Source organism: Vibrio rumoiensis, assembly GCF_002218045.2.
Classification (GTDB): Bacteria; Pseudomonadota; Gammaproteobacteria; order Enterobacterales; family Vibrionaceae; genus Vibrio; species Vibrio rumoiensis.
The window spans coordinates 2,427,502-2,449,574 of the sequence record NZ_AP018685.1 but is presented as its reverse complement, the minus strand read 5'-3'; the positions used below and the strand labels follow the sequence as shown (position 1 = coordinate 2,449,574).

Genomic DNA, 22,073 nt, shown 5'->3' with positions numbered 1-22,073 from the left:
CAAGGATGTTTCATTTTGGGAGCCGAGGAGCTAAAAGCTCGCGATAACTTGGCTCTCGAAGCGAAGCGCACTCGGCTCCCGGAACTGTGTTAAAAAGGATTTTCATGCATTACGATGTTTTTAACGGTGATGCGGATGGCATTATCGCATTGCTTCAGTTGCGTTTGGCTGATCCTAAAATCAGTCGATTAATTACGGGTGTAAAGCGTGATATTCAATTGCTTTCCCAAGTGGTTGAAAAGGGAGATGCGACATCCGTAACGGTCTTAGATATCTCTCTACAAAAAAATATTACTGCGCTTAACTCTCTGCTTGAACAACACATTCCTATCTTTTATTGCGATCATCATCAAAGTGGTGATATTCCTCAATCTTCTTACCTCACCTCTCTTATTAATCTTGATGCAGAAACCTGCACTAGCTTATTGATTAATCAGCATTTAAAAGGGCAGTTTCAAACTTGGGCTATTGCTGGGGCGTTTGGCGACAATATGACGAAACGAGCTTTGGCGTTGGCCAACCAAAGTGGTTTGTTAGCATCGCAAACTGCGTTCCTAAAAGAGCTAGGCACTTTAATTAATTACAATGGTTATGGTGCGAGTTTAGATGATCTTCATATCGCTCCAGTTGAGCTTTTTCAAACACTACTCAGTTATGTAGATCCATTTGATTTACTCGAAGATTCCTCATCGATTTTTTATCAATTAAAAGCCGGTTACCAGCAAGATCTTGCTCAGCTTGCAGACAGTAAACCCATGATTGAAACTCCAGATTACGACGTCTTCTTATTGCCTAATAAAGCTTGGGCGAGAAGAATAAGTGGTGACTTTGGCAATCAACTGGTCAACAACAATCCAGACAAAGCGTTTGCCGTATTAACCCTTAATGAAAGTGAAAGCGATTATACCGTGAGTGTTCGCGCGCCGTTAAACCGTCGAGAAGGGGCGGATGAGGTGTGTAATCAATTTGCGAATGGTGGCGGGCGTCGTGCGGCAGCAGGAATTAATCGCCTACCAATAGAGAAGGTTGAGAAGTTTGTTGAGGTAATGGCGAAGAGATTTAAGCGCTGATCTGAAAAGATATGACGAGTGGCGTGTTTCGTGTCGTGTGAAAATATAAGAGCAGAGCCGGGGTACGGGGACGTGTGTGAGTAGAATAAAGTTACTAATTATTAAAGTGTCATACTAAAAGGCAGCGTTCTCCAATCGGTACGCTGCCTTTTGTGATTACGGATGTTATGGCTTTAAGAAGGTTCTGCCCCTTTCCTTGTTTCTGAGCTAATTTCTAGCTGCTCACTATGCTATAAATTATCTAATGTCATTTTTGAATCGAGAAGTAAGTTATGAGTAAAAAACGGTTGTCAGAAAAAGACCTTTTAGAAGGTTTAACAAGTCATACTGCACACTCCGATGGACTCGCGACTACAAGTGAAAAAGATTGGGGGGCTTATTCGGAAGATGCGGATAAGGCTGGTAGCGATTTTCTAGTTGAACGACGTGATGTTTTTGACTCTTCCCGAATTGAATTTGAGGAAGATGAACAAGACCGAGAACTAGTTAAGCAAAGAGAAAACTCCCCAGAAATTGACGTTGATATTGATGATCTGTGAACCAGTATGTTTGTGTTTCGGAATTAATCACCAGAATCAAAAATGCTCCAAGGCGTGTTTGAAACGATAGTCAACGTCGCTTTACCTGTCCTTAGTTTGACCCATAATATCTAATCCATATAGACTGAAAAAACATCTGTTAGGTTTGTGGCTGAAATGAATAAATACACACATCATCATATTGAACGGTTCTATGGCAAATTCATTAATAGATCTTTTGATCAAGATGATACTGCTATGTTTATCGTATTAGCTAGAGATTACACACCTAAAGGAAGTATCTTTCGTGAACTTGGTGATTTTTTAGCACATCCGGATGAAAAAGACCGAGGTCTTGTGATTAGTTCATTCCAAGATGTCATTGATTTTTTTGATGAAAATACTCTAAAAACTTTTGATGGAGCAGATCTGCCGAAACAACGAAATAGCGGGATTGGCGTTCTTGACGAAGTGAAGGATAGTTTATGTGCTATCTTTGCGCTAGTTGGGATTGACCATGAGATAGAGTCTAGAAACGAACTACGCTTCCGTGACTTTGTTTTCTGTTTGATATTTTTACTTGGGAACTTTCGTTTGAAGATGAATGGTCAACTAGTACAAATTCAGGTCAAGTACGGGAACGGTCTCTCTCTTTCCATTTCATATGAAAGTGCAAATTATGACAGACACTACTTATCGTTTAACTTAATGCTGTTATGTGGTGTATGGCCTCAGTGCATACCTACCGATTATAAGAAAGACCTTAGTGGTTATATTGTTAGGAGATTTTCCAATGGATATTTGGGCGCAATTCCATACGAGCTAGATGCGCCGAGTTTAAATACGGACATGCAATCATTTGAAAGAGGTGTAGTTTGGCCTTTAAATGATTACAGATTTTAGAACAATAACATTGAGAGCTTAGTTGCTTTATAGTTTTCTAATATACAACGCCTCAGAGCGGCATTTTATTTAAAGGTATGCCTTCACGAGCATCGCTAACGTATTCTTGCCCCATTCTGTGTCAGCAGCTCCCAATCACTCCAGCCACATCGAGGTGATTTACACTACTTTTTCTCATGCCGAACTTATTGTGAAAGACTCGGTTTACTCTAATCAATCAGCACTGGTGTTATATACAGATTATTGCTTTTTTGGGCTGAATGGACCCACGGAAAAAGCAAGGAAACCACATGGTGGCACCTCTTTTGGCTGAGTCACATGGCATCGCAATTTTAATATTCCTTGGCAAGTACATACACAGCTTTACCCTCATAAATTACATAAGCGCTAACTCCAGAATCAAAGATGGCTCACTAGTGTGTAAAAATATGTGTAAAAACGTGTGTAATTTAGAGCCGCATAGAGTAAAGTGTGTACTATATTTATGATACTACTATTAAAAAGCTTTCTGGAAACAGGTATTGCTAAGGCGATTTTATGCAAGAATTCAAAAAGTTAAATAACCACCCGTTGGTTTGCGTGTTGGTTGAAGTTCGATTCTCATCAGTCTTGAACTTGGAACAATACATTCCACAGATTCAAGACAAAGTTCGCCATGATTACCCTCTATTCGCCCGAGATTCAGAACAGGCTGTAAACGTAGCTCACTCAGGTATTTCTGTAGAAACTGTTCACAAGTACATATTTTCAACGAAAGACAAGATGAGTCACGTTTTGCTATCACCTGATAGATTGGTATTCGTTACGAAGGACTACGACCGATTCGAAGGTTTTGCTGACAGATGCAAAATGCTTTTATCAGTGTTGTCCGAAACGATTAATCCTGCTCTTTATTCTAGACTCGGTCTTCGTTTTTCTGATTGCATTAAATCACCAGTGCCAGACAGTGATGAAGGTCTTGTTGAAATGTTTGATACACAGTCCGTATTTTTCACTCCTGAGCTAGCAAGCTTAGGTTTAAAAGCATCTCACAAATCAGAGACAGCAATTCAAGTTGACGACTCAATGTTAGTTGTCCGCAGCGTGACTGGTATGACTAACATGGTTGTCTTCGAAGAACTGATGCATCATAAATTTATTGAAATCAAACCAGATCCTGAGACCTCAGTTCGAGTTATTTTAGACTTTGATCATTTTTGGCACGACGACGAAAATCAAAAAGATTTCAATGTTGATTCAATAGTGTCATCATTGCATAAGCTTCACGAGACTTCTCGTCAGGCTTTCTGGAATATAACCTCCGAATATGCAAGGGAAAATGTATGGTCGTAGCTCAAGTAGATTCAGGATATGCAGCAGTTGATCATTATGTTATCAACAAGCAAATTCTGAGTGACAGTGCTTCAAGAGCATCTGTTACTGCCTTCGCTCGCCAAAAAGGTCTGCGAGAAACTTTTAAAATCGTACAAGTACAACCAACTACTTTGTCTGGTGATGCTGACTACGCTTGGGAGTTCATTGCAACAAACGCTAGTGGTGGCGTTTTAGTTAAAGGAAGAAACATCTGCAAGTTTGATGTTCAAAAGGAGGCTACTCCAAAACCTACCGAAGTTGATTTTTCGTCACGTTTGAACCAAGTGAAAAGCACATTCGATTTAACAAATGAACAGCTAGCTGAAGTTGTGGGTTCAGCTAGAAAAACTGTTCACAATTGGATGAACGGTTTAAATCGACCAAACCGAAGCAAAGCGAAACGAATATTAGAGCTAAACAATATTGCTTCTAAATGGACAAGTAGAGGTTTCAGATCCGATAGAGATACTTTGTTTCTAAAAGGGCAATCAGGCTCTTCTTTACTGGAATTGTTATCCGAGAAAGAGCTTGATCAGGACATGGTAATGTTTCAAGGTGCATCATTGCATATTGCCCATCTAGGCGAAGATGATTTAGAGGATCCGTTTGCATAATGACGCAATCTGTTGGAAAACGATTAGAAGATAGAGGTTGGCTACAAGGCTCCATAATTGAGAAAGATCACAGTCTTCCTCTAATCTTTGCAGGTACGTGTATTGATGTAGACCCCAACGAATTAGCAGCTCTTGATTTTGTTTTAATCATCGCAACTCAGTCATGCAACATAGCAAATGCAAACGTCAACACTGTACAACTAGCCGTTGCTTACTATATTGCCTCTAGAGATAGAAGCAAAGAATTTAACAAACATCCTCGTGAACTGGATACTCGTTACAATTCATTGGTCGAATCTCAAGATGGTGATGGTGATGGCAACAACAGTGTCGCCTTGTTAGAGCACAGTGTTCGTATCAATATATTAGAAAAGATCTTTATCCCCAAAGAGATGCTACTAGATATTCCGCGAAATGAGAATTTAACTTTTCAAGAATATGATAAAAGCAGTTTTGTCGACTGGTTAGGCTCTCACTACACTAAACCTGCGCTGCCTACCCAATTCAACGATATGATTGCCGCTGAGCGGAAAAAGAAAAGCAAACCATCTCGCAAAAAAGAAAAAGCACTGGTTGGTGACTTTCTTGGTGTATATGTAAACATACACCCCGATAGAGATTTAAAGGAAAATGAACAGTACAAAGTTCAAATGCTAGGGCTAGTTGATCCTACGGCTGATTTGGCAGAAGCACAGGGGTGCCTCGATAATTACGCCACTATTTTATCCGCTGCTGGCATGAATGTGGTTGCTTCGGCAAAATTCTCAACCAAGATATCGGTCGCAGTTCTACAGGACTTTAAAAGACTTTACCTTGATGAGCTTTCGTACAGTGAAGAAAGTGATGTTCCGCCAGACGTGCGACCTGGAATCTACTAGATTACTTAAGGCGCTGGTTTTCCAGCTAGGTCAATCTAGCGTCTATTTTTTCCATCATAATCCGAAGCCATTTAACGTCTGTTTTAAGCGCCATACCAACCTACTTTAGATAAAGCACTTATAGCAGCAACAATAACCGTCTGATATTCAGCCATTAAACTCATGTAATGACCAAGAGAAGAGCTGGACGTAGCGGTTAGCCATACCCCACCTAATCCGTACTTCACTAATTTAGCAAAACCACTAACACGTTCCTGTCCGTGCGACCTGAAGTCGTATGAAGCGTTGTTCACCACGATAAGAGTGCACCATCTGTATCACCAGATGACCCTAGGATCCTGAATAAAGCAGCGGATCCGACAATGTAACGAAACACGGTCGTTAGGCTGTGTGGGAACTGAATCGTGAGAGGATGTTCCTCCTGATAACCACGAATTGGGTAAGTGCTAGGGTGTCAGTATGATGAACGTAAGTGAATCCACGTAAGGCGCGTTATATGATGAAGCAGCGGAAGTGGTTAATACGCTGTGGCCAAAATGGCAATGAGAGTCGGGAAGGGATTGGACAGTACCCTTTCGTGATCGATGTACTCTCCGCACTATAGTGGGCATCTAACCTGATATTTTGCGCGACATACGGAACAGGGTAAGCCTGTATATCTCCCATTGGGAAAGCAGTCTGCGAAGATTGCCGATAGGTGTGCAGGTAAAGGAGGTTAGAGAAAGCAAAGGCCGCTTTGTAATGAAGTGGATACAGGTTTATATCTGGCGCGAAAGCGAGCTGACTTCTAACTGGTCTCCCGTTGCAAGATGATTTGAAGAACTTTATTCAAGGAGAAACGCAAATGGTGACTTCATCAGAAGTTAGTGCCTCTCCTAATGGCACTCAATGGCAATCCATCGATTGGAAGGCCGTAGAGTCGCACGTGTTAAAGCTTCAAATGCGCATTGCAAAAGCAACCCGAGAGGAAAACACAGTAAAGCGAAAGCTTTGCAGTGGGTCTTAACGCACTCGAGATCGGCCAAATTACTGGCCGTGAAGCGAGTGTCCCAAAACAAAGGCAGTAACACACCTGGAGTCGACGGTGTCATCTGGAATACGGATGCTCGTCGAATGACCGCAGTTAATCAATTGAACCGTAAATGCTATCGAGCCAAACCTCTCAGACGTATCTACATCCCGAAAAAGAACGGCAAACTTAGACCCCTCGGTATTCCATGCATGATAGACCGAGCGCAACAAGCGCTTTATCTGCTTGCTCTTGAACCGATATCGGAAACGATAGCAGATCCAAATAGCTACGGTTTTCGCCCTAATCGCAGCACGGCTGACGCAATAGCACAATGCTTCAAATGCTTGTGTCTTAAGCGCTCAGGTCGCTGGATCTTGAGGGGATATTAAAGCTTGCTTTGACAAGATTGGGCATGAATGGCTACTTGAACATGTTCAAATAGACAAAAGGATGCTGAAGCAGTGGTTAGGCTCTGGCTATATCGATAAGGGCTTGTTCTACCGAACGTCGGAGGGAACTCCGCAAGGAGGAATTATCTCTCCAACGCTTATGTTACTGACGCTTGCGGGCCTAGAAAAGCTCGTGAAAGAGGTCGCTAAGAAATCGGGAGAACGAGTTAACTTTATCGGTTATGCGGATGATTTTGTGATAACAGGTTCGTCAAAAGATGTTCTTGTTAACGAAGTCAAACCACGGGTGATTGATTTTCTAAAAGAAAGAGGGTTGGCACTCTCTGAAGAAAACACACATTACTCATATAGATGACGGCTTTGATTTTCTAGGTTTTAACCTCAGGAAGTACAAAGGCAAATTGCTCATCAAACCGAGTAAGAGCAACGTTCTCGCTTTCTTGGGTAACTTGCGTGAACTCATCAAGAAGCACGCAACAATGCCAGTCAATGATCTCATTAGATTACTGAACCCTAAGCTGAAAGGTTGGGCGAACTATTATCGCCACTGCGTTGCAAAGCGCACTTTCGGTTACCTCGGTCATCAAATCTTCTGGTTACTGTGGCGATGGGCGGTTAGACGCCATCCCACTAAACCAAAAGACTGGGTAAGGCGAAAATACTACATGAATAGAAGTGGTGGGTGGCAATTTCACGGTTGGCAGAAAATCGCCAATATGGACTGTCACTACAACCTAATTCAAATAGCGAAAACGCCGATTAAAAGGCATGTAAAAATCAGAAGTGCAGCAACCCCATTCGATCCGCTTTACCAAGATTACTTGGCAAAGAGGAAGCCGAAAAAGGAAGGCCGTCACTCTTGGTTTGACCCTGCTTTAACTGCTATCTAGGTTGCTGGGTAACGTAATACGCCTTAGCGGAGGCTTGAGCCGTATGCAGTGAAAGTTGCACGTACGGTTCTTAGGAGAGCGGCACTTGGTAACAAGTGTCGCTTATCCGACAGAAGTGAGGTACAACGAGTATGATACTTTAATACTCGGCTGTAGCTCGATTCGGGCGTAGTAGTAGCAATTAGTATGAAACTTTATTCCTCTCCTACAGGGCGTTTCACTCGGGAGCTGAAAGTCTACCTGTCATTCCAAAAGTGAGGGACGAGCTGTTTGGAATCTCCTACAGCGTGTTGAGCTCAAGTTGTTGTGGGAGATCTTGAACTGCGCTCCTTCGTCGCTTTTCAGGATGACCAATTTTTGTTGCGAGAGGCTTTTACTCGGCTCTCGAAGCGTAGCGCACTCGCACCCCGCACAATTTTTTACTTCAACCAGCTTCTCGGGTTCTGCGCCTGACTATTGCGGCGGATCTCAAAGTACAATGAAGGTCTATCTTGTCCGCCAGTGTTACCTGCCAATGCAATGGTTTCTCCTTCGGCAACCACATCCCCATCTTTTTTCAGCAAGGTTTGGTTATAACCATATAGCGTCATATCACCTTTGCCATGGTCGATGAGTAGCACCAATCCATAGCCACGTAGCCATTCAGCAAAGACCACTTTTCCTGAATGCACGGCTTTGACGGCTTCACCTTGTTTAGCGTTAATAACTATCCCTTTCCAGGTAATTTGTCCGCTTTGTGAAGTGCCGTAGTTATGTAGAATGCTGCCTTTTAATGGCCATGGTAACTTACCGCGATAGGCTGCTAGACCATTCATTGGTGAGATATTACGTTTAGCGGCTTTTGCAATTTCTGCTTTTAGGCGGTTTTCATTACGACGTAATTCGGCCAACTTGCTTTGATTGTTACGGATGTTGCTTTGTATCTTACTGACGGTGCCTTTACGTTGGCTTTGTGCCTTGATTAAATCATCGCGTTTCGCTTTTTTATCAGCAAGGAGTGTCGCCTGGCGATTTTCTTCTTGTGATAACAATTGTTCTTTTTGTGATAGTTCAGTTTGTGTTTCGCTCAAGGCTTCTATGGCTTCACTTCGAGCTTTTGCGAGGTGTTGAAAGTATTGGCTAATGCGATCATTTTTTCCCGCATCGCCACCTTGAATAATTTGTGGCAGGTTATTGCTACGGCTCGTGAGGTAATAGGTTTTTATCAGCTGTTCAAGCGTGTCTTTTTGCTGTTTTTTGGTTTGCTCTAGCTTGCGTGTTTGAGCTTTTAATTCGGTTAAGTTAGCTTGAACTTGTGTGAGTTCTCGTTCGTTACTGCGGATCTCTTGACCTAGTTTTGAGATGGCAACTTCGTGGTTTTTAAGTTCACCTTGTAATTGATTGAGCTTTTTTTGTTGTGTTGTTAGTGACGTTTTTTGACGAGAAATCTCTGCCGAGACACCTTTGAGATCTTCCTTTGACGCGGCATAGGAAAGGCTTGGAGTAAGAACCGCGGTACTGATAAGTAGCGTGAAGACAAAATGATGATAGTTTACCGTGAAAAAAGAAGGTAAACGGAAAAAGTTCATCAATCGAAAAAACGAAAAACGTGAGTGCGCGTTTGAATTGAATTTTGATTGAGTCATTGTCATAAGTGGAGCATTTCCCAAGAATTAGACCCACTTAATGTAAGTGGGCCTTGTTCAATACTCTTCGCGAATTTGGTGCAACGATTAAGGTTGCCCCAAAGCATTTGAGTAATTGTATGTAAGCCTAATTGTGTTTAATGATATATCAGACAAACATACAATTGATAGGGGAATTGTATCAATTATTTAAGATTGACAATCACTTGACCTGTCATTTCTGCAGGGATTTCCATTCCTGTTAATTCAAGCATGGTTGGCGCGAGATCAGATAGCTTACCGCCTGCTTTAAATTCAAGATCTTTACTACCCACATAAACCAGTGGCACTGGAAGGTTAGTATGCGCAGTATGAACACCACCAGTTTCAGGGTCGATCATCATTTCAGCATTACCGTGGTCGGCAGTGATTAATAGCTGACCATCCACTTCTTTAATTGCTTCTACAACACGACCAATACATTCATCAACGGCTTCACACGCTTTTACTGCTGCTTCATACACGCCAGTGTGACCAACCATGTCGCCATTCGGGTAGTTACAAATGATGGTGTCGAACTTACCAGATTTGATTGCTGCAACCAGTTTATCCGTTAGCTCTGGCGCGCTCATTTCTGGCTGCATGTCGTAAGTTGCAACTTTTGGAGAAGCGACTAATTGACGTTCTTCACCTTCAAATTCGTTTTCTTTACCGCCGTTGAAGAAGAAAGTCACGTGAGCGTATTTTTCCGTTTCAGAAATACGTAGCTGAGTTTTACCACATTTAGATAACCACTCACCGTAAGTGTTTTCTAATGATGCCGGTGGGAATGCACAAAGTAGTGGAATGTCTGCTGCGTATTGAGTCAACATAACAAAGTCGATGCTTGGGAAAACTTCACGCTCAAAGTCATTAAAATCAGGTACGAAAGTACGAGTGATTTCACGCGCACGGTCAGCACGGTAGTTCATGAAGATCACGGCATCGCCATCAACGATAGCGGCGCTAGCTTGGCCTTCAGAACGGATTTCGGTGGCTTGAACGAACTCATCATTTTCTTCACGAGCGTAAGCTGCTTCAAGACCTGCTGTTGCAGAGTCAAAAGTGAATTCTGCTTTAGCTTGGGTTAATAAGTCGTAAGCTTTTTGTACGCGATCCCAGTTGTTATCACGATCCATTGCAAAGTAGCGACCAATAAGAGATGCGATACGGCCTTCTTCTAGGTTCAATTCTGCAAATAGATCTTGGAAGCGTTGCAGTGAGTTTTTAGCACTACGTGGCGGAGTATCACGACCATCAAGGAAAGCGTGAACGTAGACTTTCTTCGCGCCACGCTCTGCTGCCATTTGTACGGCTGCGTAAATGTGGTCTTCATGGCTGTGTACACCACCTGGAGACATAAGGCCCATGATGTGGACGGCTTTGCCTGCGGCTACCGCTTTATCAATCGCGTTAGCAAGTGCTGGCGTGTCTTTGAACTCACCGTCAGCAATAGATTTAGTAATACGAGTAAGGTCTTGATAAACCACGCGGCCAGCGCCGATGTTAGTGTGACCGACTTCAGAGTTACCCATTTGACCGTCAGGTAGACCAACATCGAAACCTGATGCAGAGATTAGGGTGTTTGGTTGGTTAGCAAATAAACCATCTAACACTGGCGTATTTGCATTTGCGATAGCGTTGTCGCTGTTGTCTTCGCGGTAACCCCAACCATCAAGAATCACTAGAGCCATTGGCTTCTTATTTGACATGTTCAAACCTCATTTATAAATACAAAAATAGGAATCTCATTGAGCGTAATTTTACTACACTTTTCGCTCTTAACTGTAGGGTAAGATCAATTTAAGGAGTCTCATCCCTTCGGTGTCACATTTATCTGGTGCTAATTTTCAAGCTATGGGTGCATTATGCCTAATAATTAGTCTAGATGAAAATTGAATTCATCGATGGGTTTAATAGGTGGAAAAGAGTAGAGCCGATCCGAGAGGCGGGGACGTTTTACTGGAGAGCTGAAGAGATTAAAAGGCGGTAACGTGTTGCGGGTTTCGAGTTTCGAATAAAGCAAGCGATCACGGAATCACTTTGCTCGCAATAGGGAGCGAAGCGTTCACGTATCACGCAACAAAAAATCACGAGCAGCGGGGTGCCTAATCAACGAGTTTGGATTTTATTTTACTCTCGTCACGAAGCGAAGCGCTCTCGGCTCTCGTAACTATCTTTTACTGATATTGCCCGTTATACTCTGCCCTTTCCAATATTTGGCTGTGGATGTTCCCAGCTAGTGCATTTATGAGTGTAGGGCATGCAAGAGTATATCGATTTTTTTCAACAAAACATGATTTTGGCTTTGGTTTGGGTAGGTGTGCTAGCCGCATTGATCGGGACGATCTTTAAGTCATCGACAGCAAAATATAAAACCATTGGTGCAAGTGAATTAACTCACTTAGTAAACCGTGAAGGTGGTGTTGTGGTTGATACACGTACTAATGATGAATTTAAACGTGGTCATATTGCGGGCTCAGTTCACATTTTACCATCAGAAATCAAGTCAGGCGCGCTATCTAGTATTGAAAAATACAAAGCAACCCCAATCATAGTTTTGTGTAAGACAGGTCAAACATCACACGAAAGTGCGAATCTATTGAGTAAAGCGGGCTTTGAAAAAGTAAGCGTACTTAAAAATGGTATGACGGCATGGAACGAAAATAATTTACCTTTGGTTTCTGATAAACCAGCAAGTAAAAAAGGTAAAAAATAAGCAAACACTTGAGCCTAGTTATTGTTTCTCAAGAGAGGGATGATAAAAGCCACACTCGAGTTACCAAACGTCCAAGATTCGAAAATTATATTTAAATTTAAAAGGAAACTTCCTCATGGCTGAAGCAGCACCTCAAGAACAACAAAACTTCACAATTCAACGTATCTTCTTAAAAGATCTTTCTTTTGAAGCGCCAAACTCACCACAAATGTTCCAAAAAGATTGGGAACCAGATGTGAAGCTAGATCTTGATACGCAAAGCCGTGAATTGGGCGATAACGTTTATGAAGTGGTTTTACGTTTAACGGTTACGGTTAAGAATGCTGAAGATGTCGCTTTCTTATGTGAAATTCAACAAGGTGGTATTTTCACTGCTGAGAACATGGAACAAGGCCAATTGGCGCATTGCCTAGGTGCATTCTGCCCGAACATCCTATTCCCATACGCTCGTGAAACCGTTTCTAGCCTAGTCGTTAAAGGGACGTTCCCACAATTGAACCTAGCACCAGTTAACTTTGATGCGTTGTTCATGAACTACCTACAGCAACAAGCTGAACAAGCGCCACAAGAAGCGTAATTTCGCTTCTATTGCAGTAAAAAACAAAAGAGCGGAAACTATATAGTGTTTCGCTCTTTGTTTTTATGGAGACGCGGTTACGCTTCTAGTTAGGGAAGCGGTCACTTGGCACTCAACAACTTGTTGAGCGAGGCGTTCGAGTGACACTCGCTTAATTAATTACGGAAAGGTCACAACCATGACAAATGCTACAGACAATAATGATGTCGTAATGACAGTGATCGGTGCTGGTTCATACGGTACTTCTTTAGCCATCGCTTTATCGCGTAATGGCTCAAAAGTTATTTTGTGGGGGCATGAGCCTGCGCATATGGCCGCTTTAGAGCAAGATCGCTCTAATGAAGAATTCTTACCTGGCATTGATTTTCCTGAGTCATTGATTATTGAATCTGATTTGTCGAAAGCCGTTGCCGCTAGCCGAGATTTGTTGGTGGTCGTGCCAAGCCATGTGTTTGGGGTTGTGTTAAAAGACTTGAAGCCGCATTTACGTAGCGATACTCGTATTTGTTGGGCGACCAAAGGACTTGAGCCAGAAACCGGACGTTTATTAAAAGATGTTGCGCATGATGTGTTAGGTGATGATATATCATTTGCCGTTCTTTCTGGTCCAACATTTGCTAAAGAATTGGCCGCCGGTATGCCAACCGCGATCGCAGTCGCTTCGCCTGATCAAGCATTTGTTAAAGATCTTCAAAACACCATTCATTGCAGCAAAACCTTACGTGTTTACGCCAATAATGACTTCACGGGTATGCAATTAGGCGGCGCGGTCAAAAACGTGATTGCGATTGGTGCAGGTATGTCGGATGGCATCGGTTTTGGTGCCAATGCGCGTACCGCGTTAATTACTCGTGGTCTTGCGGAAATGTGTCGTTTAGGCGCAGCGTTAGGGGCTCAACCTGAAACCTTTATGGGAATGGCAGGGCTCGGTGATTTAGTACTTACGTGTACCGATAACCAATCACGTAATCGACGTTTCGGCCTTGCTTTGGGGCAAGGTAAGGATGTTGATACCGCTCAACTTGAAATTGGTCAAGTGGTGGAAGGTTACCGCAATACCAAAGAGGTGTGGTTATTAGCTAACCGAATGGGCGTTGAAATGCCAATTGTTGATCAAATTTATCAAGTACTGTATCAAGGAAAAGATGCACGTGTTGCAGCGCAAGATTTACTTGCCAGACAAAAGAAAGCGGAAGGGTAAAGCGAAAAGCAGAGCCGAGCTTCGAGCACGCTTCGTTCGAGATTTGAAAAGGCGGTAATGTGTTGCGGGTTTCGAGTTGCGTGTAACAGCAAAGCGATCCCTGTTTACGCTTCCTAGGGACAAGAAACTAGGGACTAGGAACCGCTCTTCGAGTAAAGGCAAGCGATCGCAGAACCGCTCTCGGATGAACTTTTTACTAGGGATCAGTAACTAGGAACATATATGAAACACTGCCAAAAACAAAAAGTTTGGAATACGATTGTAGAAGAAGCCAGAACCCAGTCGGAGCAAGAGCCGATGCTGGCGAGTTTTTATCACTCGACCATCATTAATCACGATAGTTTGGCTGCGTCTTTAAGCTATATTTTAGCCAATAAGCTGAGAACGGTGACCATGCCACCGATGACGGTACGCGAAGTAGTCGAAGAAGCGTTTAGAGACGACCCTTCTATTACCGACAGTGCGGCTTGTGATATTTGCGCGATTGTTAATCGTGATCCAGCAGTATCTATGTATTCAACCCCGCTTTTATACCTGAAAGGCTACCACGCACTACAAGGTTATCGCGTGGCTAACTGGTTATGGAAACAAGGCCGTTTTGCGTTAGCCACTTACTTACAAAACCAAATTTCAGTTGCTTGTCAGGTAGATATCCACCCGGCTGCACGCATTGGGCAAGGTATCATGCTCGATCACGCAACTGGCATCGTTATTGGTGAAACGGCCGTAGTTGAAAATGATGTGTCTATTTTGCAAGATGTCACGCTAGGCGGTACCGGTAAAGAATGTGGCGATCGTCATCCTAAGATCCGCGAAGGGGTAATGATTGGTGCTGGCGCGAAAATTCTCGGTAATATTGAAGTTGGTGAAGGCGCGAAAATTGGCTCGTGTTCTGTGGTGCTTCAAGCCGTTCCCCCTCACACTACGGTCGCTGGCGTTCCGGCAAAAATCGTGGGGCGTCCACAAAGTAATAAACCATCGGAAGATATGGACCAAGCCTTTAATGGTAACGGCCATAAGCTTGTTGATGGAGCGGGGATTTAAAACTGAGTAGGGCTTCGGGGACGTTGCGCTTGGGAGCCGAAAAGATAAAGACTGTTGCGAGTTTCGTGTAGCGTGGAAGAGTGTTTACCCGCAACACGAAGCGAAGCGCACTAGGCCATCGCTACTGTTCTTCTCATCCTCCATGCATACCCGTACGCTAACATCCCACCCATCACATTCCCGACAGCAATCCCAATAAATAACCCTTCAACGCCATTTAATCGACTGCCTAGCCAAGCGCAAGGTAAAGTAAAAATAAACAAACGTGAGAAGTTCCATAAGAAGGCTTTCAGTGGTAAATGCATGGCATTTAGGCAACTGACTAACATCATTACAATACCTTGAAAGCCATAACTGATCGGAACCACTATCAAAAAATGCCATAAGAAATCTTGTACGCTTTGCTCTTGGCTAAACAATGAGGCTATGGGCATGCTTAGCGGTACCATGAGTATAAATAAGCCAAGCTGGAAGATGACGGCAAATCTCATGGCAAGAAATAAAGCACTAAAACTACGCTCTTGATTGTTGGCTCCGATATTTTGGGCTATGAATGGCGTGAGTACGGAACCCAATGACATTAATACAATAATCATCATCGACTCTACTCGCTGTGCGGCCCCATAAGCTGCCACCGCTTCATGACCGAAATTGGCGAGCATCATCATCAACACGGCGCCCGATAATGGATTCATTGCGCTCGAAAAAGCCGCCGGTGTGCCAATTTTTAATATCTGTGTCCAGTCTTGCCAAATTCGTTTAATTTGTGGCGGCGCTAATAGTTTTTCTCGCTTGATTAAGATAAATAACGCTGCACATAAAGCGCCAAACCAACTGACCGCACTGGCAATAGCGGCCCCTTGAATGCCGAGTTCAGGAAATGGGCCGTATCCAAAGATGAGTAAAGGATCGAGCACGCCATTGATGAGACCTGCGGTCATCATGATTTTTGCAGGTGTTTTGGTATCACCGGTTGAACGAATCACACTGTTGCCGGCCATTGGAATGACTAACAGCGGAATGGTGAAGTACCAGATTTGCATATACTGGTTGATTAATGGAAGTAAATCATCGGTTGCACCTAGCATGCGAAATAGCGGCTTTATAGTGAGCAAGCCAAGCGTAGAGGCGAGCGTTACTAGTAATACGGCGAGAATAAGACCGTGAGTCGAAAAGCGCGCGGCATTACTGGTATCGCCTTGACCGAGCAAACGCCCCACATTGGCTGATAGCCCCATGCCGATGCCTAAGGTGATGCAACTGACACCAAACGTAACTGGAAAGGTAAAACTGATGGCAGCCAAAGCTTGAGTGCCAAGCAAAGAGATAAAGAAAGTATCAACCAGGTTAAACGTTAATATCGCCAGTAACCCTATTACCATCGGAAGGGTCATGGTTTGCAATACCTTGGGAATGGGGCCTGTTAATAAGCCATGTTTATCTTGCATGGAAATGATTCGCTGGTGATGAAGCGGTTAGGATAAGGTTTTTTGTTACTTGTGACTAGGGGAAAAGCGAGCACCGGGTTACGGGGACACTTCGCTCGGGAGCTTAAAAGCGAGGTTAGAGGTTAGGGGACGTTTCACTCGAGAGCCGAAAAGATTAAAAGCGATTTCGCTCGCTTTTCGTGTCTCGAGCGTAGCGCACCCGACTCTCGCCATTTCTTTTGGGCTCTTTTTCAGACCTCGAGCGAAGCGTACTTGGCTCCCGTAACTTCCTTTATTCTGATCTTCATCACAATTTTTTTCGCCTCCCCCCTTGGGTTTTGCCTCTTTCCCCCCAACCTATTCAAGCAGACCGATACGAATTAGATCGGTGTTTTTAATTTTCTATGAACATCTAATCAGGAGAGATGCACAGATGAACATTCGTCCTTTACATGACCGAGTTATCGTTGAGCGCCAAGAAGTAGAATCAAAGTCTGCTGGTGGCATCGTATTAACTGGTTCAGCTGCGGAAAAATCAACACGCGGTAAAGTTCTAGCTGTCGGCAAAGGTCGTATTTTAGAAAATGGCACAGTTCAAGCACTTGACGTAAAAGTGGGTGATACTGTGATCTTTGCGGAAGGCTATGGCACTAAGTCTGAAAAAATCGATGGTAAAGAAGTTTTAATCATGTCTGAAAACGACATCATGGCGATTGTTGAGTAAGCAAACGTCGACTTCTGAATTCAAAACCAAAGCATTCAATAGATTTTATAAGGAACAAAAAACATGGCTGCAAAAGACGTAAAATTTGGTAATGACGCTCGCGTAAAAATGCTAGAAGGTGTGAACATCCTAGCGGACGCAGTAAAAGTAACCTTAGGCCCTAAAGGTCGTAACGTTGTACTAGACAAATCTTATGGCGCACCAACCATTACTAAAGATGGTGTGTCTGTGGCTCGTGAAATTGAATTGGAAGATAAATTCCAAAACATGGGCGCACAAATGGTGAAGCAAGTGGCTTCTCAAGCGAATGATGTGGCTGGTGACGGTACAACTACCGCGACAGTACTGGCGCAATCTATCATCACTGAAGGTCTTAAAGCGGTTGCGGCGGGTATGAACCCAATGGATCTAAAACGTGGCATCGACAAAGCGGTTGTCGCTGCCGTTGAAGAGCTAAAAGGGCTGTCTAAAGATTGTTCAAGCAGCACTGAAATTGAGCAAGTAGCGACGATCTCTGCTAACTCTGATAGCTCAGTGGGTAAGATTATTGCTGAAGCGATGGAAAAAGTGGGTCGCGACGGTGTTATCACGGTTGAAGAAGGTCAAGCACTGCAAGATGAGCTCGATGTTGTTGAAGGTATGCAGTTTGATCGCGGCTACCTATCACCTTACTTCATCAACAACCAAGAAGCAGGCAGCGTGGATTTAGACAATCCATTTATCCTTTTGGTTGATAAGAAAATCTCAAACATCCGTGAATTGCTTCCAACTCTAGAAGCAGTTGCAAAAGCGTCTCGCCCACTATTGATCATCGCAGAAGATCTTGAAGGCGAAGCACTAGCGACCCTTGTTGTGAACAACATGCGCGGTATCGTGAAAGTGGCGGCAGTGAAAGCACCTGGTTTCGGTGATCGTCGTAAAGCAATGCTACAAGACATCGCGGTTCTAACGGCGGGTACGGTTATCTCTGAAGAAATCGGCCTAGAGTTAGAAAAAGCGACGTTAGAAGATCTTGGTCAAGCGAAGCGTGTGACTATCACTAAAGAAAACACCACAATCATTGATGGTTCTGGTGATGAAGAAATGATTCAAGGTCGCGTTGCACAAATTCGTCAACAAATCGAAGATGCAACCTCTGACTATGATAAAGAAAAACTTCAAGAGCGTGTTGCTAAACTAGCCGGCGGTGTTGCGGTAATCAAAGTTGGCGCAGCCACTGAAGTTGAAATGAAAGAGAAAAAAGACCGTGTTGAAGATGCACTTCACGCCACTCGCGCTGCGGTTGAAGAAGGTATCGTTGCTGGTGGTGGTGTTGCACTTATTCGTGCAGCAACGACTGTTGCAGCAAGCGGCTTAGTTGGTGATAACGAAGAGCAAAATGTGGGTATCCGCGTAGCCCTTCGCGCAATGGAATCACCAATTCGTCAAATCACGAAGAATGCTGGTGATGAAGAATCAGTAGTTGCTAACAATGTGCGCGCAGGTGAAGGTAACTACGGTTACAACGCAGCAACGGGCGAGTATGGCGACATGATCGCAATGGGTATCCTAGATCCAACTAAAGTAACACGTTCTGCACTTCAGTTTGCAGCATCGGTTGCGGGTCTAATGATCACAACAGAAGCGATGGTGACTGATAAGCCACAAGATGCGGCTCCAATGCCAGATATGGGCGGCATGGGTGGAATGGGCGGTATGGGTGGCATGATGTAGTGCTAGCCTCTGGGCAGCGAACATCTAAACTCAACGGAACCATTTAACTCAACATCTGTTAGTTAAATCACTTAGTTTCAAAAGGCTCAAACTTAGGTTTGAGCCTTTTTTATTAGGACTTTAACAGTGGTCTAATCAATCAGTAAGCTAAACAATTTTTTCGATCTTTGCAGGTTGTCGTTGAAGCTGTTTTCATTTGGATAACCGATTTGGTTCGAAATTTGTCTCACCCCTTCCACCATAGAATCAAAGTTGTCGTGAGTGTGTCCACTGAGCATGATTTTTACCCCTAAGTTAGATAACTCACGAATTAATTCATTATCATCAGAGCAGAAATAATACGTCAAAAGTTCTAGTGGAAACTCAGAGTGTTTGAGAGCCATACTTTGTGGAAAATGGCTTACAACAATTTTATTTTTTGAGCATGAAGAAGACATGGATTTAATACATGCGCTTCTAAACTCAGCGTTTAATGCTTTCATTTTTGCAGCTGTCAATCGTTGTCTGTTCACGGAAATATATTTGAAATCGTTGAGTCTCATTTGTAGTGAAAGAGTATTTACATCATTGAGTCCACGCAAATTTGTCCAACCTATACCTCCAAAAATTTCAAGGTCATATTTATCGAGGACAATGGAAGTATTTTCAAGGAAATGAAGATTTTTACTCAGTTGATTCCAAAGAGGGATGCAAGCTAAAAAATCTAGATAGTCAAAGTCTTTATGGTAAAACTCATGATTTCCAGCAATAACAACAAATTCAATTTGCGGTTCTGATTTGGCAGCTGTCAATGCAATCTCTGCAAGTCCAACTCCGTGTGTTATATCACCTGCAAGGATAACTATATCTGCTTGAGGGTTAACTAGGTCTTTGACCGTGATCCCAGAAAATTCTTCATGTAAGTCTGATATTATTTGAAAGGATGGATTCATATTACAATACTCAAATGTCTTCTTCTTATATTAGACTAACTGCGGGGCATATTAATTTCTAGTACACTGTGCCCACATCAAGATGCGTGTCAACGTGATGGTACAGAAAGCAATAGATTGCTCAGGAACAAAAACGCCTTTGTGTTACTGCTGAAAATGTTATTAGCCGGGCCGCCTTATTTTTAAGTTTTTCCCTATTTGTAAATCGAAAATGCCCGTGCGACCTGAAGTCGTATGAAGCGTTGTTCACCACGATAAGAGTGAACCATCTGTATCACCAGATGACCCTAGGATCCTGAATAAAGCAGCGGATCTGACAATGTAACGAAAATTTGGCCGTTAGGCTGAGTGGGAACAGAATCGTGAGAGGATGTTCCTCCTGAAAACCACAATTTGGGTAAGTGCTAGGGAGTCAATATGATGAACGTATGTGAATCCATTAAAGGTGCGTTAATCGATGAGCAGCGGAAGTGGTTAATACGCTGTAGCCAAAAGGCACGAGAGTCGGAAAGGAGTTGGGCATTGGCCTTTCGTGATCAGAGTATTCTCCGCACTAGAGTGGGCATCTAAGTTGACATTTTACGTAACATACGGAACAGGGTAAGCCTGTATCACTCCCTATGGGAAAGTCTTTGTGGCCGATAGTGATGCAGGTACAGGAGGTCGGAAAAAGCAAAAGCTGCATTGTAACGATGCAGATACAGATTTGTGTCTGATCACGAAAGTGAGCCTACTTCCGACTGGTCTCACGTTGCGAGAGAATTTGAAGAACTTCATTCAAGGAGAAATGCAAATGATGATTTCAAAAGAGATTAGTGCCTCTCCTGACAGCGCTCAATGGCAGTCGATAGACTGGAAATCCGTTGAATCGCATGTATTAAAGCTTCAGATGCGTATCGCAAAGGCAACACGAGAAGGTAAACATGGCAAGGCGAAAGCATTGCAGTGGATACTGACTCACTCGCGTTCAGCAAAGCTTCTTGCTGTTAAACGAGTATCGCAAAACAAAGGCAGTAAAACGTCAGGAATAGACGGTGTCATCTGGAACACAGACACACGCCGTATGAAAGCCGTGAATCAATTGAGTCGGAAGGCTTATCAAGCCAAACCTCTCAAGCGTATCTATATCCCCAAAAAGAATGGCAAACTCAGACCATTGGGTATCCCATGCATGATAGACAGAGCGCAGCAAGCACTCCATTTACTTGCATTGGAGCCAGTGTCAGAAACACATGCCGACCCAAACAGCTATGGATTTAGACCAAACCGTAGTGCTGCTGACGCCGTCGATCAGTGCTTTAAATGTTTGGCTCTGAAGAAATCCGCAAAATGGGTTCTTGAAGGAGACATTAAATCCTGCTTCGACAAAATCGGGCATCAATGGCTTATAAACAATATCGCGGTTGATAAACGTATGTTGGAACAATGGTTAAAGTCTGGCTTTATGGATAAAGGGCTGTTTTATCGCACTGACGAGGGCACGCCGCAAGGAGGGGTTATATCCCCGACCTTGATGCTAATGACTCTTGCTGGGCTTGAGCAGCAAATAAAGTCTACTGCACTCAAAAAGGGTGCTAGAGCTAACTTTATTGGATACGCCGACGACTTCGTCGTCACTTGCGCTTCAAAAGAAGTGTTAGAGAACGATATCAAACCGTTGATCGCTGACTTCTTAGCGGAAAGAGGCTTAACATTGTCCGAAGAGAAAACGCACGTTACACATATCGAAAATGGCTTTGACTTCCTAGGATTCAATCATAGAAAGTACAAAGGGAAATTGCTCATTAAACCGAGCAAATCCAATACATTGCTGTTCATGAGTAACCTGCGCGAACTCATCAAAAAGCACGCTACAGTCCCCGTGAACGATCTTATCAAACTGATAAATCCAAAACTACGGGGATGGGCTAACTATTACCGTCATTGCGTTGCTAAACAGGTATTCGGATATGTTGGGCACAAACTATTCTATGCATTATGGCACTGGGCAGTAAGGCGCCACCCGACAAAATCTAAGACTTGGGTAACCCTTAAATACTTCATCAACCGAAAAGGCCAATGGCAATTTCACGGTTGGCAGAAGATCATGGGTATGGATTGCCAATTCAATCTGTTCCAAATAGCCAAAGTGCCGATTGAGAGACATGTGAAGATCCGAAGTGCAGCTACACCATTTGACCCTCAATACCAAGAATACTTGGCTAAGAGAAAGTCAAAAAGGCAAGCTCGTAACTCTTGGAACGAACCTGTTCTCACTGCTTTATAAGTTGCTGGGTATCAAACGATGCCTTCGTGGAGGCTTGAGCCTAGTGCAGTGAAAGTTGCACGCTGGGTTCTTAGAGGGGCGGCACTTGGTAACAGGTGTCGTCTACTCGACCAAGACGAGTTTGCGCAACAAAGATATAAACTTACTCGTCAGAAATTTGCATGATTTTTTTTAATTAA

General features: G+C 43.4%; 18 protein-coding genes and 1 pseudogene. 14 read left to right on the top strand and 5 right to left on the bottom strand.

The features are described 5' to 3' along the window. Positions 1–104: 104 nt before the first annotated feature. From VRUMOI_RS11185 to VRUMOI_RS11160, 6 genes are all read left to right on the top strand, one after another. Entirely contained in the window at positions 105–1,070 is a 966-nt protein-coding gene (locus VRUMOI_RS11185) for a DHH family phosphoesterase (protein ID WP_089139854.1), read from the top strand. A 272-nt stretch (positions 1,071–1,342) separates the two neighbouring features. After that, positions 1,343–1,609 (top strand): hypothetical protein, encoded by a 267-nt coding sequence (locus tag VRUMOI_RS11180; protein ID WP_089139853.1) that lies wholly within the window; start codon positions 1,343–1,345, stop codon positions 1,607–1,609. Positions 1,610–1,765: 156 nt separating this feature from the next. Then, positions 1,766–2,491 (top strand): hypothetical protein, encoded by a 726-nt coding sequence (locus VRUMOI_RS11175; RefSeq protein WP_089139852.1) that lies wholly within the window; start codon positions 1,766–1,768, stop codon positions 2,489–2,491. A 537-nt stretch (positions 2,492–3,028) separates the two neighbouring features. Further along, positions 3,029–3,823, top strand: a complete 795-nt coding sequence (locus VRUMOI_RS11170; RefSeq protein ID WP_089139851.1) for a TIGR04255 family protein — start codon at positions 3,029–3,031, stop codon at positions 3,821–3,823. After that, positions 3,814–4,458: a helix-turn-helix domain-containing protein gene (locus VRUMOI_RS11165; RefSeq protein WP_089139850.1), complete on the top strand. Its 645-nt coding sequence runs from the start codon at positions 3,814–3,816 to the stop codon at positions 4,456–4,458. The genes VRUMOI_RS11170 and VRUMOI_RS11165 overlap by 10 nt, the downstream gene beginning before the upstream one ends. Further along, positions 4,458–5,336 (top strand): hypothetical protein, encoded by an 879-nt coding sequence (locus VRUMOI_RS11160; RefSeq protein WP_089139849.1) that lies wholly within the window; start codon positions 4,458–4,460, stop codon positions 5,334–5,336. Before VRUMOI_RS11165 ends, VRUMOI_RS11160 begins: the two co-directional genes overlap by 1 nt. Positions 5,337–5,419: 83 nt before the next feature. On the opposite strand, the gene VRUMOI_RS19235 is transcribed toward VRUMOI_RS11160, so the two are convergent. Next, complete coding sequence (locus tag VRUMOI_RS19235) at positions 5,420–5,563, bottom strand: hypothetical protein (protein ID WP_162598321.1); 144 nt, start codon at positions 5,561–5,563, stop codon at positions 5,420–5,422. 617 nt (positions 5,564–6,180) lie between these two features. On the opposite strand from VRUMOI_RS19235, the pseudogene ltrA (VRUMOI_RS19725) reads away from it, so the two are divergent. After that, positions 6,181–7,648 (top strand): annotated as a pseudogene (gene ltrA / locus VRUMOI_RS19725) (group II intron reverse transcriptase/maturase). Positions 7,649–8,067: 419 nt separating this feature from the next. On the opposite strand, the gene VRUMOI_RS11150 reads toward ltrA (VRUMOI_RS19725), so the two are convergent. Both VRUMOI_RS11150 and gpmM read right to left on the bottom strand, forming a co-directional pair. Beyond that, complete coding sequence (locus tag VRUMOI_RS11150) at positions 8,068–9,216, bottom strand: murein hydrolase activator EnvC family protein (RefSeq protein WP_089139876.1); 1,149 nt, start codon at positions 9,214–9,216, stop codon at positions 8,068–8,070. Positions 9,217–9,458: 242 nt separating this feature from the next. Continuing rightward, positions 9,459–11,003 (bottom strand): 2,3-bisphosphoglycerate-independent phosphoglycerate mutase, encoded by a 1,545-nt coding sequence (gene gpmM, locus VRUMOI_RS11145; protein WP_089139874.1) that lies wholly within the window; start codon positions 11,001–11,003, stop codon positions 9,459–9,461. 551 nt (positions 11,004–11,554) lie between these two features. On the opposite strand from gpmM, the gene VRUMOI_RS11140 reads away from it, so the two are divergent. From VRUMOI_RS11140 to cysE, 4 genes are all read left to right on the top strand, one after another. Beyond that, a complete protein-coding gene (locus VRUMOI_RS11140; RefSeq protein ID WP_089139873.1) occupies positions 11,555–12,010 on the top strand; it encodes a rhodanese-like domain-containing protein in 456 nt (151 codons plus the stop codon). Positions 12,011–12,125: 115 nt separating this feature from the next. Beyond that, positions 12,126–12,587 (top strand): protein-export chaperone SecB, encoded by a 462-nt coding sequence (gene secB / locus VRUMOI_RS11135; RefSeq protein WP_089139872.1) that lies wholly within the window; start codon positions 12,126–12,128, stop codon positions 12,585–12,587. A 178-nt stretch (positions 12,588–12,765) separates the two neighbouring features. Next, on the top strand, positions 12,766–13,788 hold the full coding sequence (gpsA, locus tag VRUMOI_RS11130) for an NAD(P)H-dependent glycerol-3-phosphate dehydrogenase (protein WP_089139871.1): 1,023 nt from the start codon (positions 12,766–12,768) through the stop codon (positions 13,786–13,788). A gap of 222 nt (positions 13,789–14,010) precedes the next feature. Continuing rightward, positions 14,011–14,832 (top strand): serine O-acetyltransferase, encoded by an 822-nt coding sequence (gene cysE, locus VRUMOI_RS11125; RefSeq protein ID WP_089139870.1) that lies wholly within the window; start codon positions 14,011–14,013, stop codon positions 14,830–14,832. Positions 14,833–14,942: 110 nt separating this feature from the next. On the opposite strand, the gene VRUMOI_RS11120 is transcribed toward cysE, so the two are convergent. After that, positions 14,943–16,280: an MATE family efflux transporter gene (locus VRUMOI_RS11120; protein WP_174208803.1), complete on the bottom strand. Its 1,338-nt coding sequence runs from the start codon at positions 16,278–16,280 to the stop codon at positions 14,943–14,945. Positions 16,281–16,692: 412 nt separating this feature from the next. On the opposite strand from VRUMOI_RS11120, the gene VRUMOI_RS11115 reads away from it, so the two are divergent. Then, the gene (locus tag VRUMOI_RS11115) at positions 16,693–16,983 is read left to right on the top strand and encodes a co-chaperone GroES (RefSeq protein WP_027697946.1); all 291 of its coding nucleotides are present in this window, start codon (positions 16,693–16,695) and stop codon (positions 16,981–16,983) included. A 63-nt stretch (positions 16,984–17,046) separates the two neighbouring features. Further along, the gene (gene groL, locus VRUMOI_RS11110) at positions 17,047–18,696 is read left to right on the top strand and encodes a chaperonin GroEL (protein ID WP_089139868.1); all 1,650 of its coding nucleotides are present in this window, start codon (positions 17,047–17,049) and stop codon (positions 18,694–18,696) included. 131 nt (positions 18,697–18,827) lie between these two features. Here the strand turns inward: groL and VRUMOI_RS11105 are convergent, their stop codons facing one another. After that, positions 18,828–19,628: a metallophosphoesterase gene (locus VRUMOI_RS11105; RefSeq protein ID WP_089139867.1), complete on the bottom strand. Its 801-nt coding sequence runs from the start codon at positions 19,626–19,628 to the stop codon at positions 18,828–18,830. Between the two features lie 793 nt (positions 19,629–20,421). Here VRUMOI_RS11105 and ltrA (VRUMOI_RS11100) point away from each other — a divergent pair. After that, positions 20,422–21,894: a group II intron reverse transcriptase/maturase gene (gene ltrA / locus VRUMOI_RS11100; protein WP_089139866.1), complete on the top strand. Its 1,473-nt coding sequence runs from the start codon at positions 20,422–20,424 to the stop codon at positions 21,892–21,894. Positions 21,895–22,073 lie beyond the last annotated feature (179 nt).